Origin of the sequence: Gardnerella sp. DNF00354 (assembly GCF_049262755.1) — a bacterium.
Lineage (GTDB): Bacteria > Actinomycetota > Actinomycetes > Actinomycetales > Bifidobacteriaceae > Bifidobacterium > Bifidobacterium vaginale.
This window is the reverse complement of record NZ_CP058402.1, coordinates 1,172,293-1,189,853: the sequence shown is the minus strand read 5'-3', so window position 1 is coordinate 1,189,853 and position 17,561 is coordinate 1,172,293. Positions and strand designations below refer to the sequence as shown.

14 protein-coding genes are annotated in these 17,561 nt (G+C 40.0%); 6 read left to right on the top strand and 8 right to left on the bottom strand.

Annotated elements, in window-relative coordinates; genetic code table 11:
* The first annotated feature begins 144 nt into the window (after window positions 1-144).
* Both HXT24_RS04755 and HXT24_RS04750 read left to right on the top strand, forming a co-directional pair.
* On the top strand, window positions 145-1,746 hold the full coding sequence (locus HXT24_RS04755) for an ABC-F family ATP-binding cassette domain-containing protein (RefSeq protein WP_004111673.1): 1,602 nt from the start codon (window positions 145-147) through the stop codon (window positions 1,744-1,746).
* Between the two features lie 15 nt (window positions 1,747-1,761).
* The gene (locus tag HXT24_RS04750) at window positions 1,762-3,981 is read left to right on the top strand and encodes a beta-carotene 15,15'-monooxygenase (protein ID WP_422119256.1); all 2,220 of its coding nucleotides are present in this window, start codon (window positions 1,762-1,764) and stop codon (window positions 3,979-3,981) included.
* Between the two features lie 10 nt (window positions 3,982-3,991).
* On the opposite strand, the gene HXT24_RS04745 is transcribed toward HXT24_RS04750, so the two are convergent.
* The 3 genes from HXT24_RS04745 to HXT24_RS04735 form a co-directional block, all read right to left on the bottom strand.
* Window positions 3,992-5,206 carry a pyridoxal phosphate-dependent aminotransferase gene (locus HXT24_RS04745; RefSeq protein ID WP_422119255.1) on the bottom strand — a complete coding sequence of 405 codons (1,215 nt, stop codon included), beginning with the start codon at window positions 5,204-5,206 and terminating at the stop codon, window positions 3,992-3,994.
* A gap of 113 nt (window positions 5,207-5,319) precedes the next feature.
* A complete protein-coding gene (ppgK, locus tag HXT24_RS04740; RefSeq protein ID WP_004111678.1) occupies window positions 5,320-6,090 on the bottom strand; it encodes a polyphosphate--glucose phosphotransferase in 771 nt (256 codons plus the stop codon).
* 180 nt (window positions 6,091-6,270) lie between these two features.
* Window positions 6,271-7,113 (bottom strand): inositol monophosphatase family protein, encoded by an 843-nt coding sequence (locus HXT24_RS04735; RefSeq protein WP_004111680.1) that lies wholly within the window; start codon window positions 7,111-7,113, stop codon window positions 6,271-6,273.
* A 267-nt stretch (window positions 7,114-7,380) separates the two neighbouring features.
* Here HXT24_RS04735 and serB point away from each other — a divergent pair, with 267 nt between their 5' ends.
* Window positions 7,381-8,064 carry a phosphoserine phosphatase SerB gene (gene serB, locus HXT24_RS04730; RefSeq protein WP_422119254.1) on the top strand — a complete coding sequence of 228 codons (684 nt, stop codon included), beginning with the start codon at window positions 7,381-7,383 and terminating at the stop codon, window positions 8,062-8,064.
* Window positions 8,065-8,126: 62 nt separating this feature from the next.
* Here serB and fmt read toward each other — a convergent pair whose 3' ends face one another.
* The 3 genes from fmt to hrcA form a co-directional block, all read right to left on the bottom strand.
* Window positions 8,127-9,107 carry a methionyl-tRNA formyltransferase gene (gene fmt / locus HXT24_RS04725; protein WP_004111686.1) on the bottom strand — a complete coding sequence of 327 codons (981 nt, stop codon included), beginning with the start codon at window positions 9,105-9,107 and terminating at the stop codon, window positions 8,127-8,129.
* A 115-nt stretch (window positions 9,108-9,222) separates the two neighbouring features.
* Complete coding sequence (locus HXT24_RS04720; RefSeq protein ID WP_004138365.1) at window positions 9,223-10,380, bottom strand: DnaJ C-terminal domain-containing protein; 1,158 nt, start codon at window positions 10,378-10,380, stop codon at window positions 9,223-9,225.
* Window positions 10,381-10,439: 59 nt separating this feature from the next.
* Window positions 10,440-11,456 carry a heat-inducible transcriptional repressor HrcA gene (hrcA, locus tag HXT24_RS04715; RefSeq protein ID WP_020759703.1) on the bottom strand — a complete coding sequence of 339 codons (1,017 nt, stop codon included), beginning with the start codon at window positions 11,454-11,456 and terminating at the stop codon, window positions 10,440-10,442.
* A gap of 261 nt (window positions 11,457-11,717) precedes the next feature.
* Between hrcA and tkt the strand changes: the two genes are divergently transcribed.
* Entirely contained in the window at window positions 11,718-13,817 is a 2,100-nt protein-coding gene (tkt, locus tag HXT24_RS04710) for a transketolase (protein WP_004138261.1), read from the top strand.
* 211 nt (window positions 13,818-14,028) lie between these two features.
* Complete coding sequence (gene tal / locus HXT24_RS04705) at window positions 14,029-15,132, top strand: transaldolase (protein WP_004117904.1); 1,104 nt, start codon at window positions 14,029-14,031, stop codon at window positions 15,130-15,132.
* A gap of 80 nt (window positions 15,133-15,212) precedes the next feature.
* Here the strand turns inward: tal and HXT24_RS04700 are convergent, their stop codons facing one another.
* Both HXT24_RS04700 and HXT24_RS04695 read right to left on the bottom strand, forming a co-directional pair.
* Window positions 15,213-15,941: an ATP-binding protein gene (locus tag HXT24_RS04700; RefSeq protein WP_422119253.1), complete on the bottom strand. Its 729-nt coding sequence runs from the start codon at window positions 15,939-15,941 to the stop codon at window positions 15,213-15,215.
* Between the two features lie 358 nt (window positions 15,942-16,299).
* Complete coding sequence (locus HXT24_RS04695) at window positions 16,300-17,025, bottom strand: MerR family transcriptional regulator (RefSeq protein ID WP_422119252.1); 726 nt, start codon at window positions 17,023-17,025, stop codon at window positions 16,300-16,302.
* Between the two features lie 265 nt (window positions 17,026-17,290).
* Between HXT24_RS04695 and HXT24_RS04690 the strand changes: the two genes are divergently transcribed.
* Window positions 17,291-17,533 carry a type II toxin-antitoxin system Phd/YefM family antitoxin gene (locus tag HXT24_RS04690; RefSeq protein ID WP_422119251.1) on the top strand — a complete coding sequence of 81 codons (243 nt, stop codon included), beginning with the start codon at window positions 17,291-17,293 and terminating at the stop codon, window positions 17,531-17,533.
* The last annotated feature ends 28 nt before the right edge of the window (window positions 17,534-17,561 follow it).

Below are 17,561 nucleotides of genomic sequence, written 5' to 3'. Positions count from 1 at the left end.
CTGCGTGTTGACGAAATACATAGAAAAATAAAAGATAAAATCCTTTAGTAAAAACTATGCAAGCCTAACTGTATAATTGTGAGTTTGGCTAACACATTTTGAAGATATTCAGATTAAAAGCATTATTTTAAGGAGTGGGTGCAAATGGCTATTGACGCACAAGGATTAACTATACAAATTGGTGCGCGTACGCTATTAAACCCTACCGACTTTCATGTAACAAAAGGCGACAAAATCGGCTTAGTTGGAAGGAATGGAGCTGGAAAAACAACTCTTACACGAGTAATAACAGGAGAAATGCTCCCTGCTGGCGGAACCGTACGAGTAAGCGGTGGATTGGGGTATCTACCACAAGATACTCATGCAGCAGACCCAGAACAAAGCGCATTAGATCGAATCATGAGCGCTCGCGACATTTCATCAATCGTATCTCGTATACGAAAAGCAGAAAAAGAGATGACGAATCCAGATCCAGATATTATGACGAAAGCCATGAATCGCTACGATAAGGCCATTGAAGACTTTGAAAAAGCTGGTGGATACGCTGTTCAATCGGAAGCAATATCGATGGCAAACAGCCTTGGGCTTCCACAAGAAATTATGAAGCAAGCTCTTGGAACTCTATCTGGCGGCCAACGTAGACGAATTGAACTTGCACGAATACTTTTCTCCGATGCAGACACGCTGATATTAGATGAGCCTACTAACCATTTAGATGCAGATTCTATAATTTGGCTGAGAAACTATTTGAAAAAATTCTCTGGTGGATTCTTAGTAATATCCCATTCAACAGAATTGCTAGATGAGGTTGTAAATAAAGTCTGGCATTTAGATGCACAATTGGCTCAAATAGACATGTATTCAATGGGTTGGAAAGCATACTTACATCAACGCGTTGTAGACGAAGAGCGTAGACGAAGAGAACGAGAAGTGGCTGAAAAAAAAGCTGAACGCCTTATGAAACAAGGTATTCGTTTACATGCAAAAGCAACAAAAGCAGTAGCAGCTCAAAACATGATGCGTAGGGCTGAACGTCTGTTAAGTGAAACAAGCGAAGCACAAAGTCGCGAGAAAGTAGCAGATATTCGTTTTCCAGAACCTGCTCCTTGCGGACGAACACCTATTATGGCTGAAGATATTTCAAAAGCTTATGGATCCAATATTGTATTTGCTGGCATAAATTTGGCTATAGATAAAGGTTCAAGAGTTGTTATTCTTGGATATAACGGTGCTGGTAAAACAACCACTTTGCGTATTCTAGCTGGAGAAGAAAGTGCAGATACTGGCAGCGTAAACTATGGGCATGGCTGCAAGATTGGCTATTTTGCTCAGGAACACGACACTTTGGATTTAGATGCGACAGTATTAGAAAATCTTCAGCATGTTGCTCCAGATTTAAATGACACTCAAGCAAGATCTATGCTAGGAAGCTTCCTATTTTCTGGAGATGACGCAATGAAGCCAGCTAAAGTGCTTTCGGGCGGCGAAAAAACTCGTCTAGCGTTGGCAACTCTTGTAACTTCAAAAGCAAACGTGCTTTTGCTCGATGAGCCTACTAACAATTTAGATCCAGCTTCTAGAGATGAAATTCTTAAAGCCATTGCAAAATACGAAGGCGCTATTGTATTGGTTACTCACGATGAAGGAGCAGTTCTTGCGTTAAACCCTGAACGAGTTCTTCTTATGCCAGACGGTGACGAAGATTTGTGGAGTGATGACTATCTTGATTTGGTTGCGGAAGAATAGGATTTTAGGATTGCTATGAAAACAACAGCTAGATTTGCTAATTTTACGCTACAACACATTTTCCATGTTCTTCGCGCGCCTTTAGCAATCTTGCTGTTAATAGCATTGTTTGAATGCACTGTTGGAAATATTCCATTTTGGAATAGTGTTACTGGCAGCACAGATAGCATGTTTGCACACAATGCAACTGGTCCAGGTATTGAAAGACTTTCTTCTGGAGGACTTTTAATTACCGATCCTTCGGAATCTTATTTAGAAGTTAATTCCGACGGATCTTCACCATATATTCAGCTTAAGCCTTCACTAATTGCTCCGAAAAAAATTGGCAAAAGTCCTGTTAAAACAGACGTGCATGTACGAATTGATGTTAATAAAATTGCTGGAAAGCCTTTGAGTACCAACCCTAGAGCCATTAGTTTTGCTATGCTTCCAGTTCCAGATCAAGCAATTGGAGTTAAAAGCACTCTTAGATTATGGATACAACATCCTAAAGGAGATGTTGTAGATGTTGAGGATGCTAAAGCAAATGTTAGAGCACCTTTTAGCTGGAATTGGGGTCGCGTTTTTCTTCTTATAATAATTTCAATTTTTATTGCATTATGGAATCCGTGGTCTAAGCTTTGGAAAATCAGACTTAATACAAAGAGTATTAATCAAAGACTTTTACTCACTTTATTTTGGACACCTTTCCTTTTGATTGCTATTTTTGCAATATTTTGGAATGTTTTTAACGGTATTCCAATGCATTTTGATGTTGCTGGAAACTACACTTACGATTTTGATCAATACGCACGTACAGCAGACGCTCTACTTAAAGGTAAGACTCATCTTGATTTACCTGTTCCACCGCAAATGCAAAAATTATCTAATCCGTATGACCCAATTGCAAGAAATAATCTTCTTTCTGATTGTGTACACAATATTTATTGGGATCATGCGTATTATAAGGGTCATTGGTATTCGTATTTTGGTGTAATACCAGTTGTTTTATTCTTTATCCCGTATAAGATTATATCCAATTTGTGGATTCCTGGTGGAGCCATGCTCCCTACAACAATAGCCACGTTCATATGCTTAATTGGATTTTTAATTTTTGGCTCACTATTGGTTATTCGTCTAATTAAACGTGTTAATCATCAGGCAACTCTTGCTTGTGTATCAATTTGTTTAACCTTATTCTTTATTACTTCAAACACCGTTTACTTGTGGTTTAGAACATCCTTTTATTCAGTTCCAATGGCTGCATCATTATTCTTCACTTCACTAGGATTATGGTTTTATCTCGGGTCTATTAAAGATGAGGAAACTATAAAAGCACACAAAATAGTGGAACAATTAAAACCATCATCAATAATATCGTTTAAGCATATTGCAGCAGGATCGTTGTTTATTGCTTTTAATCTTGGTTGTAGACCAACCTTTATAATCGCTTTTCTATTCGCAATTCCGCTATTTTATACTCATTTTTATTCATATATTAAAAATATTATTATCAGTGACAAAAAATCTATAGAAAGTATTAAAAACTTATTAAAGCTAATTCTTTGTATAATTATTCCATTTATAATAGTTGCAATACCAATCGGATTATATAATGCTTTAAGATTTGGGTCCCCTTTTAATTTTGGCAATGAATATCAGATTACGATTACAGATATGACTACAATGCGTCTCCCTTCGCAGAACATCATTCCATCCATTTTAAGTTATATAGCTTTGCCAATACGTTTTATATCAACTTTCCCTTGGATAGCAATTCAACCTATTGCTTTTGAAAAATGGCAATATGCAGAGCCAATGATTGGTGGAATGTTTACATTATCTCCACTCGCATTACTAGGAATTATATGCGTTTTCACAATGGCTAGAAACATGAGTAAAATCGCTACAAGATTAGCTATAATATCTGTAATTTCAGGCATAATCGTTATTGTTTTTGACAGCTTAAAAGCTGGTATAGGATGGCGATATATTGCGGATTTTGCATGGCTTTTCGCTTTAAGCGCAATAATAGGTATTAATTCTTTACTACAAAAATATGCTGATATTACAGTATGTGACACTTGGAAAACTAAAACATTATGCTATTTACTGCGATTCGTTATTTTTGGTCTTCTATTTTTCTCCATAGCAATAGCTTTTCTAAGCTGGTTCGTACCAGGCAGAGAAGACTCAATACTACGTTTTAATCCTCAAATGTGGCATACTGTGAGATGCTGGTTCACATTAATCTAATTTGTTTTCATTAATTTAATTCTTCCAGCATTGTATGAACAGTATCTAGCAACGCTTTAACACCATACACAAATTGTTTTTCTTCTGGCAGCAAAGATAATGCCAAATATCCATTATTTGGCATATCGAAGTAATAGCCAGGCTGAGATACAAGATGATAATCTTGCATAAGTCTTAGAGCTAAATCATCATCATCTAAACACGATGGAACACGGATAAGAATATTCCATCCGCCTTCTGCTCGCAATGCACTAACGCAACAATTTGGGTAGTTTGCAAGCATTTTTCTAAGCGTTTTAAGATTAGACCTAACTCTGTTTTTAACAAGATCGGTTTGCTCTTTAGCACATTGCAATAATTCCGGAATTCTTTCTGATACAGTTGCACCAATTGGAAGAAAATCATCAGCAATAACATCAAGGCGTTTCATAGCATCCTGTACGTCTTGACTTGGTCCCGAAACCTCAATCCATCCAACTTTTGCATGCGGAGCTGCAAGCATCTTTGAGAATCCATCTAAAGCAAAAACTAGCGTAGATTCTTCACCTGCTAACCTACAGTTTCCATCAAAAGGTTCTAGACAATAATCATAAAAAACTTCATCAGCTATAATTGCCACATTATTTTTATTGCATAGTTGCAATAATGCGTCTCTTTCTTGAGGCTTTATATAAGATCCTGTTGGATTATTTGGATTTATTAAAACAAGTGCACGAATACGATTATCAGTATTCTCTAAAAGTTCTTTAACCCTAGGAATATCAATAGTCCAAGAGCCATCATAAACAAGCGGATAAGGTATAGATTTTACGCCTTGTAGTCTTGCAATCGATTCTATAAGAGGATATCCAGGAGTCGGAGCTAAAACAGAATCACCGCAATCACACATTAGCATCATTAACCATGCGTATGCTTGAGAAGTTGATGATAATACGTATAGATTATCTGGATTAAGAACCTTAGCTGAACTACCCTTCTTATTTACAATATTTTGATCTACGCGATTATCTCTATGATTTATAAAGTTAGCAAGAATGCGCCTAACTTCGACAGGTCCTCTAGGATCCGCAGTATATTTTGCATTTAAGCACTCTGGAGAAAGACCATGTACTGTTGGGTTTGAATCGTTAAGTTTTGTAAGTTTAATACCTTTAGATATAGCAACACGTTGAGCCAGAATAATTGGATTTGGCTCACTAACATCAACTCTAGAAGAAAATCGCACTCGACTACACTAGCGCATTGTATAAACCAAATATATAAAAATACAAAAATATGCAAATACAAAAAATGCGCTGAACGCAAAAGCATCCAGCGCAAATAAAATATCAAAAATCCTTAATTGTTTCTTTGCTGCATTGCATAATATGCCGCACCGATAATGCCAGCTTCATTATGCAAAGACGCAACTACAATAGGTGTCTTAATATCGATATGAGGCAAGAACTTCTCGCTAACACGGCTAACACCGCCGCCAACAACAAACAGGTCTGGGTTAAAGTACTTCTCCATCAAACCATAATACTTAGTAAGACGCTTAGCCCACTTTTTATAACCCATGTCTAACTTTTCGCGAACAGAAGAAGCAGCATACTTTTCCGCATCTCCCTTACCCTTTTCAAGCTGAATATGACCGAGCTCTGTATTAGGAATAAGAGTGCCATTATAAATCAATGCTGTGCCAATTCCAGTGCCTAGCGTAGTAGCAATAACCAAGCCATCTTTATCTTTTGCAGCACCAAAGTGTTGCTCAGCAAGACCAGCAGCATCAGCATCATTCACTACAGTAACAGGACGACCGCAAGCTTCGCTGAACACTTCTGTAACATCCACACCAATCCAAGATTGATCGAGATTCGCCATAAACTCAAGCTTCTTTCCAGGCTTAATAGGAGCTGGAAAAGCGATTCCAACAGGAACATCTGCAGGAACATCAAAATGCTCAAGTTGCTGACGAACAATATCTGCAACAGCTTGAGGTGTGGAAACCGCTGGAGTGAGAATCTTATATCGCGGTTCTGCAAACTCGCCTTTTTCCAAATTAACTGGTGCAGCCTTAATACCAGAGCCACCAATATCTACGCCAAATGCTTGTGCAGTGTCAATCATCGTTAACACTCCCCTCTGAATGTCGGACAATGGGATATCATGTTCATTCTACAATATTGCTAAAGCGACACGCTTATATATTGTCTATTTAATGATAACGATTGCATAAATGTTTTTCTCAAAATTAAAGCTTTAATATTAAAAATCATGCAAACAATTGCTAAGATTTTTAACTCTAATTTATCGCAAATAGTTTTGAAGCTCTTTGTTTATTAAACCATTTGAAGCAATAACGTCATTTTCACGTCTCCAATGAATTGAGTCACCATTCCATTGTCGAACATGCCCCTGTGCTTCTTTAACAACAACGGCACCAGCTGAAACACCTGGAATATCCCACCTATGAAGATGTGGCTCAAAATATGCGTCGTAAGTACCATCTGCTACTTTGCACAAGTCAAGCGAAGCAGGACCAATACGCTTAATATCTGCTGGACATTCTTCCTCAAGCGAAGAAACAACGTCTAAAGCTCTTTTAGATTCACCTGGAATATAAGACATTCCATAGCAAACAACAGAGCCATGCAATGTTGATGTTGTAGAAGGCGTGATTTTCTCTCGCTTCTCTCCATTAGGAGTTTTACGAATACGAATAGCACCCTGACCCTTAGCAGCCAAATATGTAAGCCCTAAAGCTGGGGCATGAACAACACCAAGAACAGGTCTAGCAGAGCCTTGATCATTAAACTCGAAAAGCGAAACAGTTAAAGTCCATTCAGCCATATCGCGGTTAAAGTTAATAGCACCGTCAATATTGCCTACACACCAAAAACGATCACCTGTTTTGCAATCATCTGGTCTATTTCTCCAGAATCCTTGAAAAGTATTTATATAAGTAAGACGATTTTCAATAAAACGTACTAGCTTATCTCCAAAAGCTGAATCAGATTGATTAGGATCACCTAGAACCATCATACTTGCCATATCTCTAGGATTAAGCTGATCCTGATATGCATGTTTACCAACATCTTCTAATATTCTAGCAACTTCAAGAGCTACATCCCTTAAATTCATACCTGCCATATTCTTCTCACCCCTCTGTCTAATACAATTGTTTTCAAATTCTTTAATCTTGTTCTCATAAAATCTGCAACTATTCTACTCAACTAATTAAATTAAACCAAACTTCCACACGCAATATTCCAATAAAATCAATAAACTTTCACATTTGATATAAGTTTTATAGAAAAGTTTTACAATGCAAAACGCATAGAAAAACAAATCCTTAAATTTCTTAAACCAGCCTTAAAATTAATTCATAACCTAACATCTCTTCCAAAAGATTATAACATGACTAAAATACTAGAGTTAAAAAACCAAAAATTAATTAATGCTCCTTCATTGAAAAGACCAGGACTTCTTGTTTTAGATGTTGACGCCACTCTTATTGAAGAAGAAGTGATTGACTTACTAGGAGATATTGCTGGAGTCGGGTCAAATTTAGCATATATAACTTCTAAAGCAATGAAAGGAGAAATTGACTTTGACACATCTTTAAAACTAAGGGTTTCAATGTTAAAAGGACTCGAATGCACTTGTTTTAAAAAAGCTATTGAAAGTATCCACGTAACCAGTGGAGCCAAAAAACTTATAGACACATTACATTCCTTTGGATGGAAAATAGGAGCAGTTTCTGGAGGATTCAATAATGTTTTAGATGATTTTCTGCCAAATCTAAACATAGATTTTTGGGTAGCAAACAATCTAGAAGTAGTAGATTCTAAGCTAAGTGGGAAAGTTATTGAGCCTATAGTAAATCGCCAATATAAAGCAAAAGCATTGATTAATTGGGCGAGAAAAAACAATATTGACATTAGTCAAAGCGTTGCGATTGGAGACGGTGCTAACGATATCGATATGATTAAAACAGCCGAATTAGGAATAGCATTTTGCGCAAAACAATCTTTAAAAAACCAAGCTAAAAAAAGCATAGATACGCGTGACCTAAGCCTAGTTTTAGATCTACTAAACTAAACTTAACTAACTAGAATTTATACAAATTTTACTTTGCGTTTTTCAAGATTACACTTATCGCTTCAATCCAAATAGGACTCTTGACTTAAATGCGCTCCTCTTGCCCAATCTGCAGCCTTCATAGCCTTTTTACCTTGCGCTTTAACTTCTAAAAGCTCAAGAACACCACTTGAAGAACCAACCCAGACATTTCGCTTACCTGCAAAAATCTGCCCAGGCTTAAGTTCGCTTAGATTATGTATTGAAATATCCTCATCTTTTGCCAATGCACAAGAAAGAACATGCAAACTAATGATTTGTGAATCTTCGCAATAAGCGTGAAGATTACACCAAGCTCCAGGATTTGGCGTGCAAGCACGAATCTGCCTATCGATTGCAAATGCTGGAATATCAAAACGAATATGAGCATCCTCAACAGTGATTTTTTGCGCGATTTGGCAAGGTGTAGGATCTTGCTCAACAGGAATAATTTGACCAGATTCCATCCCAACAAGAGCAGAGCAAAGAAGATCTGCACCATCATTGCTTAGTCTCATAAGCAAGTCGCCAGCTGTTTCATGAGCACCAATCTCGGTAGTCATTTGTGCAAGAATAGGTCCTTCATCCATTCCACGCGTAATCTTAAAAACAGTGGCACCGGTAATATCATCTCCAGCCCAAATCGCACGCTGAACAGGAGCTGCCCCTCGCCACTGTGGAAGAAGCGAGAAATGCAAGTTGTACCATCCTAGAGGAAGAGCGTCCAAAACAGATTGTCTAAGAATCTTTCCATAAGCAACCACGGCAGCAAGTTTAGCGCCAGTTGCCTTTAAAGCTCTTATGCACTCCTCTTCATCACTAGGATTAACCTCTAAAACAGGAATCCCAAGTTCAATCGCAGCTTTTTTAACAGCGCTAGGAACAATTTTCCTACCTCTGCCTGTCGGAGCATCAGGTCTCGTAAGAACAGCACGAACATCAAAATGCTCTTTATCTTGAGCTAAAGCACGCAATGGCGCAACAGAAACCTCTGGTGTTCCAGCAAATAAAATAGGTAGCACCATACGTAAACCCCCTTAAGAAAAATATCTTCATTATTCTTAACATCTTCAAAAATCATATACTCTCAACAATCGAACAGTAACGAGAATAGTCATGAAAATACTAAGAATTAGCGAATTAGCAGAAAGCATCCTTTAACTTGCTAAAGAATCCTTTGTGATTTGTAGTCGAATCTGGGATAGCGCGTTGAACAATAACATCATCTTTTCCATCATGCAATTCTTCAAACTCTTCAATAAGTTTACGCTCTTCATCACTCAGCTTTGTTGGAATATTAACAAGAATGTGAACAACAAGATTCCCGCGTTCTTTAGAGCCTAGAACCGTTACACCCAAATTAGGTACAGAAATAGTATTTTCACTTTGAGAGCCAGAAGGGATTTCCACGCTCTTTTTGCCGTCAAAAGTATCTATATCAACTTTATGTCCCAAAACAGCCCAAGTCATTGGAATGTCAATCCAACAATGTAAATCGTTTAGATTCCTAGTAAACTGTTTATCTTCTCGAATATGTACATCAACATACAAGTCGCCAGCAGGACCGCCACATTCCCCTACTGCTCCTTGCGAAGCAAGTCGCAATCGAGAATTATCTTTTATACCAGCAGGAATAGTAATCCCAATTTCTCTTGATGTACGAATTCGACCATGTCCATGACAATTTGGGCAAACATTCTTAATGATTGTTCCGTGACCTTCGCATTCTCTACATGGCTCAGATGACATCATTTGACCAAACATTGTTCGAGTAACCCTTTGTACAAAACCAGCGCCCTTGCATTGCGGGCAAGTTATAGGGTCTGATTTATCTGCAGAGCCTTTTCCAGCACAATCTTGACACAAGCCAAAAGTCACTACATGAACCTTAGCATTTCCACCAAATACTACTGTTTTAAGATCAACTTTAACTTCTGTGAGTGAATCTTCACCACGATTCACGCGCGGAATAGGAGAACCCGTACTTGTTCCAAAGGATCCAGAGAAGAACTGATTTAAAATATCTCCCATATCCATATTCATATTGGCATATCCGCCAGCGCCAGCTCCAGCACCCGATGCCGATAGATTGTTTGGGTCAACACCCATATCTACCATTTTGCGTTTTTCTGGATTAGACAAAACGTCGTATGCAGCATTAACTTCCTTGAATTTGTCTTCAAACTCAGGACCTGCGATATCTGGATGGTACTTTCGACTTAATTTTCTATATGCTTTTCGAATCTCATCATCGCTAGCGTTAGAATCAACACCTAAAATCTTGTAATAGTCAGTCACTTAACTCCCCTTTTACCTTAATAAAATAATTCTTGCATAAGGCACAGCCAGTTATATTTTTATGAATTTTCGGATATAAACGCATTAAGATACTTAGCCACTGCTTTAACCGCAGTCATTGTTGCAGCATAATCCATATGAGTAGGTCCGATTGAACCAATGAATGCGGAATCAGGATCGGAATTATATCCGTAAGCACTCGTCACAACAGAAGCATTCAAAAGACCAGGCGTGTGAGTTTCCGAACCTATTGCAACACTGACTCCACTTGCACAATCACTTGCCTCCTCACTTAGCGAAGTCATCAAACGCATAATAACAGCTTGCTCTTCTAAAGCATCAAAAAGAGCAGCAAAATCACCAATATTCTGTCTATGAGCAAGCTGGGAGGTTCCAGCCATGTATAATTCGTGTGCTCGATCGCCATCGTACATATCTTCAATAGCATTAGACAATTGTTTAATTATTTGTAACGAAGAAACTAAATCTTTACGTTCCGACAATGCACACACTTTTTTAGATGCATTCAAAAGTGACAATCCAATGCAATCTTCATTAATCATATTTGTTAAATGCAACAAATCATCTGAATTCACATTAGAAGCCTGAATCATATGTTGCGCTACCCCTCCAGCGTCTGTAATTACTACAACAAGAAGAGTTGATGACGATACTTGAACAATCTCAATTCTTTTTACTTTTGATCTAGATAATGCAGGTGACGCAACAAGAGCAACCTGCCCAGTGATACTTGCAAGAAGACGAGCTGAACGTTGAAGTGTGTCTTGCAAACTTACAGATCCACTTAAAAAACTGCGTATTCCTCTTCTTTGTGCATTAGAAAGTGGTATTAGCGCCGCCAATCCATCAACGAAATATCTGTATCCTTTTTCCGTAGGAATTCGACCAGCAGATGTATGTGGCTGAATTAAATAACCTTCTTCTTCTAGTATTGACATATCGTTGCGAATTGTTGCAGAGCTAACACCTAATTTGTGATTTTTAGCCAAAGACGCTGATCCAACTGGCTCGTGTGAACGAATATAATCTTCAACAACCGCACGGAGTATCATCATGCGACGTGATTGCATTGATCCTCCTTTTATTTAGGTAATGTAACTTTTACTGTCAACTATTATATATTCCAGAATAATATGTGATTAACTATTTTTTGTTATCTTAACAACTAACTATAAATATAAACTTTTGTTAAGTTTTGACACACTTTGTTAGAAATTCGTCTGATATAAAAGATAGGATTAAATGGCAATGTGAGGGTGATGGCCAGCGTAAGCTGTGCGCAAAAAACCCGAATTATTGGAAGGAAAGTAGATCACATGACCGAATTCAACTGGTCTGCATTAGACGAGCGCGCCGTAAAGATGGCGAAGGTTCTCTCGGCTGATGCTGTTGAGCGAGCAGGACACGGACATCCTGGCTCCCCTGTTTCATTGGCACCGATTGCGTACACCTTGTACCAGCACTTCATTAAGCACGATCCAGCTGACCCAAAGTGGGCCGGTCGCGATCGTTTTATTCTTTCTGGCGGCCACGCTTCGCTTACGCAATATGTGCAGCTGTTCTTCTCTGGATACGGCTTGACTCTTGATGATCTCAAGTATTTCCGTGGCGGCGCAGACACGCGTACTCCAGGTCACCCAGAATATGGCTTAACTCCAGGCATTGAAATGACCACTGGTCCTCTTGGACAGGGTCTTGCTTCTGCTGTTGGTTTCGCTTATGGTCAGCGTTTTGAGCGTGGTCTTCTTGATCCAGAAGCTCCAGCTGGCACTTCCCCATTCGATCACAAGGTTTGGGTTATCTGCGGCGAAGGCGACGTTGAGGAAGGCGTTTCTTCCGAGGCTGCTTCCTTGGCTGGAAACCAAAAACTTGGTAATTTGACTGTAATCTTCGATGCAAACCACATTCAGATCGAAGGCGACACTAAGCTCACCTTCTCCGAGGATATTCTTGCTCGTTACCGTGCATACGGTTGGTACACCGACGAAGTTAGCTTCATTCAGCCAGACGGCTCCTACAAGGAAGACGTTCAGGCTTTGGCTGCAGCTATTGAAAAGGCTCAGGAAGTTACCGATAAGCCTCACTTCATTAAGGTTAATACTTTGATTGCTTGGCCAACCCCAGGCAAGACCAACAATGAAGCTTCTCACGGCTCTAAGCTTGGTGAAGAAGCTGTTAAGGGCTTGAAGGAACTTTGCGGTTTCGACCCAGAAGTTTCGTTCCCAATCGACGAAGAAGCTTTGGCTCATGCTCGTAAGGTTGCTGAACGCGGTTTGGCTGCTCACAAGGCTTGGGATGAAGCTCTTGCAAAGTGGGCTGCTCAAAACCCAGATAAGGCTGCTCTATACGAGCGCCTTAAGGCTGGCAAGCTTCCTGAAGGCTTCGACAAGGCTATCGACGACTTGGTTGCTGGTTTCGAAGTCGGTTCCAAGGTGGCTACCCGTAAGGCTTCTGGCGCAGTTCTTAACGCAATTGCTGCTGTTATGCCAGAACTTTGGGGCGGCTCCGCTGATTTGGGCGGCTCCAACAACACCAACATTAAGGGCGCTGACTCCTTCGGTCCATCCGAGGATGCAACTCGTACTTGGCCAAATGTTTCCGAGTACGGCCGCCAGCTTCACTTCGGTGTGCGCGAGTTCGCAATGGGTGCTATTACCAACGGTATTTTGCTTGGTTCTGACACTCGCCCATTCAACGGCACATTCTTCCAGTTCTCTGACTACGAGCGCCCAGCAGTTCGCTTGGCTGCTTTGATGGAGATTCCAAACCTCTACGTTTGGACTCACGACTCCGTAGCCTTGGGCGAAGATGGTCCAACTCACCAGCCAATCGAACACTTGGCTGCATTCCGCGCTATTCCTCAACTTGAGGTTGTACGCCCTGCAGATGAGTATGAGACTGCTGAAGCTTACCGCTACTTCTTCGAGAAGAAGAACAACTACCCAACCGCTATGATTTTGACCCGTCAGGGCGTGCCGACCCTCGCAGAAACTGCTGAGAAGGCTCGCGAAGGCGTAAAGCACGGCGGTTATGTGTTGGTTGACTGCGAAGGCACTCCAGACGTAATCATCATGGCTACTGGCTCTGAAGTTCAGTGGGCTGTTGCTGGCGCTAAGACTTTGGCAGCAGAAGGCATTAAGGCTCGCGTTCTTTCTATGCCATCTCTCGAGTGGTTCGAAGAGCAAGACGAAGAGTACAAGGAAGCAATCTTGCCAAAGTCCGTCAAGGCTCGCGTTTCCATCGAAGCTGGCTTGGCATTGCCTTGGTATAAGTATCTTGGCGATTGCGGCAAGGCTGTTTCTATCGAACAGTACGGCTTGCAGGGTGACGGCGGTCAGAACATGATCGATTTGGGCATTACTGCTGAGCATGTAGTAGAAGCTGCTAAGGCTTCTATCGAAGAAGCTCGCGCTTAAGATAGAAATTAAGCAAAATAAAAACTTGATGTATCAAAATAAAATTGATTCATCACAAAACTCGAAGTGCTAATTTAGCAACTTCACTGGAAACAGCAAAGGCGTGTTGATGTTAAGCTACAGCTGGTTTAGCATCAACCGCTGTTTCCTGTAAAAACGCCAACACTACCAACGTGTTCCAACTGGTGGAGCACAGTGTTAAGGAGATAACATGACTGAAGCAACGCAGCGCACTAGCGATTCCGGCGTTTCTATTTGGTTGGACGATTTGTCCCGTACCCGCATTGAGTCTGGTTCTTTGCAGGATTTGATTGCTAACAAGAATGTTGTTGGTGTTACTACCAACCCATCTATCTTCCAGAAGGCTTTGAGCCAGGTTGGTCCATACGACGCACAGCTTAAGGAACTCGGCAAGGTTGACGTTGAAACCGCTATCCGCGAGTTGACCACCACCGATGTTCGTAACGCAACTGATATCTTCCGCGAGATTGCTGAAAAGACCGATTTCGTTGACGGTCGCGTTTCCATCGAAGTTGACCCACGTTTGGCTCACGATACTGCTAACACTGAGAAGCAGGCTGAAGAGCTTTGGGCAAAGGTTGATCGTCCAAACGTTATGATCAAGATTCCAGCAACTTTGGAAGGTCTTCCAGCTATCACCGCTACCCTTGCTAAGGGTATTTCTGTGAACGTAACCTTGATCTTCTCCCTCGAGCGCTACGAGCAGGTTATCGACGCCTTCATCGAAGGTATCGCTCAGGCTGCTGCTAACGGCCACGACTTGAAGCACATCGGCTCCGTAGCTTCCTTCTTCGTCTCCCGCGTTGATACCGCTGTTGACAAGCTCCTCGAAGCTAATGGTTCTGAAGAAGCTAAGGCTCTTGAAGGCAAGGCTGCTGTTGCTAACGCTCGCTTGGCTTACGAACTCTTCGAGAAGAAGTTCGCAGCTGATCCACGTTGGGCTGAACTTGAGGCCAAGGGTGCTAAGAAGCAGCGTCCACTTTGGGCTTCTACTGGCACCAAGAACGCAGCTTACTCCGATTGCAAGTACGTTGACGAGTTGGTTGCTGAGCATGTTGTTAACACCATGCCAGAAAAGACTTTGAACGCTCTTGCTGATCACGGCAACGGTGCTGCTTCCATTAAGGGCACTTACGAAGAGAGCCACGCTGTTATGAACAAGCTTGCTGAGCTTGGCATTAACATTAAGGACGTTACCGACAAGCTTGAGGCCGACGGTGTTGCCGCCTTCATCAAGTCTTGGGATTCCGTGATTGCAGACGTACAGTCTGGCATCGATCGCGTAAACGCCTGATTTGATTAAATCAATAAATAAATAACAGAAGCCGCACGTGCACGTGGATTAATTTCCGCACATGTGCGGTTTTTGTTTAATTAGTGGTTAAAAACGTAAGTAGTAGCTCGACCTTTTCCACAAACTGAAATATCTCCTCTACTAACTAGATTAGATAACAATTGCTTAGCTTTGGTGCTACCCACGTTAAGAATATTTTGCACTTGCTCACGCTTTATTGTTCCATGATTATTTACTGCTTCAATAATCTTTTTATAGCAATCGTCAACGCTCATACGCTTATATGACTTATTAGAATCTTGTGAAAGTGCATTTGCAGTAAGTCCTGAATTATAAGTATTATTCACTAAATTTGACGAATGAACACTAAGATTCGTTTTGTGATTTTCAGGACTAGATACAATGTTATTCTTATCGCTTACAAAAAATTCAAGAGTGGTGCGGTCAGGATTAAAGGACTCACTTAACCTTGGATGAGGTATTCCAGCCCAATCACATCCAGGTCGCATAGCATCAAATCCGCTTCCTGCACGTTCAACAACAGAAATCAGTGCAAACATTTTAAGCAGTGCGGGATTTCGAGAATCAGAAAAACCTCCAGTCAAAGCCACTTCTATAGGCATACGTAAACACACAGGGTTTGCAAAAGAAAGCTTAAAACCAGCGTTCAAGCTATTCGTTTCTGTAGAAGATTGTGAAGAACCGTCAACAGAAGTGTTCACAACATTATTATATGCAATAACCGTGTTTCCTCGCATATAATAATCAGCATGAATCAACGTGTTTGCAAGAGCTTCTCTAATTGCCATATGCAACGGGGTATCATCAACTCTTAATGATTGAGAATTAAGCAAAAATGGTAATAAATGCGATGATAAATTAACACTAAAGACTACTAAAAACAGTACTTCAATCCGGATTGAGAGAATGGGTAGTATAGCTACACTTTTTTGAGTGCATACTATTGATAGTGTGTGCACTTTTTAACGATAGGAAGGGCTATCGTTAAAAAGTTTGAGAATCTATTTTCTACAAAACAATTTTTTATTCTGGTAGAAAATTAAAGCACCTTTTTGCAATGATCCCAAAAGTTAGATTTTTGGTCCAACTTTTGGGAGCACTACATTAATTAATTAGGTGTCTTAATCAATAATTCGATTATAAAACTTACTTGCAATAATATTCGATTGCCTTGTTGACAAATACTGATGTCCCTTCGCCTGCAAACGCATCTATATTTTTCGTAAAATCACCACCAGAAGCATACATCTTGCCAAGTCCGGATAAAATCTCATTCGAGCACTTATAGAAATTAGCTGTAATAAAGTCCTGCAGTTTCTTTACCAAAGCCTGAACTTCAACTGAATCGCTGGGTTGTGATTTTACCTTGCCAAATTCTGCAAAAATCAGCATGAGTTGTTGATGGAGCATTTTTGTTTCCTCGCTGTTTCTCCTTTTTTCTTTAGCTTCAAATTCCTTGAATTCCGGTGTATCTCCCCAATACTCTTTTGCCTGTTTGGCATACTCATCAATTTTGCTTGTGTCAAATGCTGTAAAGTTCATATAGTTACCTCCTAATTCTTTTAATCCCTTTGCAAAAAGAATTAAATTTTCCAAATGCTCTTTTTTCAGGATTAATAATTTGATTTGTTGTTCCAGTGCTAAATCTTTGTCGAAATGCTCACTGGTTATTATTTCTTTAATTTCTTTGAGCGGAAATTCCAAAGCTTTAAACAGCAAAATGGATTGTAGTACCTTTAGATCCTCATCACCATACAACCTATATCCTGACTCCGAATAAGCAGACGGTTTTAACAAACCTATTTTGTCGTAATACTGAAGAGTACGAATACTAATTCCTGCTATCTTGCTGACTTCATTCACTGTTTTCACTATCTCACCTCCTTCCTTATCACTAGAATAAAGTATTACGCAACGTCATAGTCAAGTATTTTAGTCAAGTATTTTTTGCTACGTTGCCGTCTAATGCTCAACCTAAGACTGTTGTATTTATACAGCCTCAATCAACAAACCATGAGTTCCGATTGACACCTGTCACATCTTTTCTGAGTTAATAGTTATGACGTAGATTTGAAATACTTAGGAATGATTCATCCTAAAATATAGGGTACAAACTCCTTAAAAGGAGGCTATCGTTATGAATGTAAATACAGATACGCTGATTTCAATTTCTGAAGCCAATCAAAACTTCTCAAAGGTTGCTCGTCTTGTCGATAAATACGGCTCAGCTGTAATACTAAAAAACAACTCTCCGCGCTATGTGATTTTAGAGTTCCCTAAAGCCGATGAGGTTTCTGTTCCAGCTGATGATGATGTCATGGCTTTATCGGATATGTTCATCAAAAAGAATAAAAAAGTCTATGAGAAACTTGCCAAATGAAGAACTGATTGATATTATTCTCAAAGTT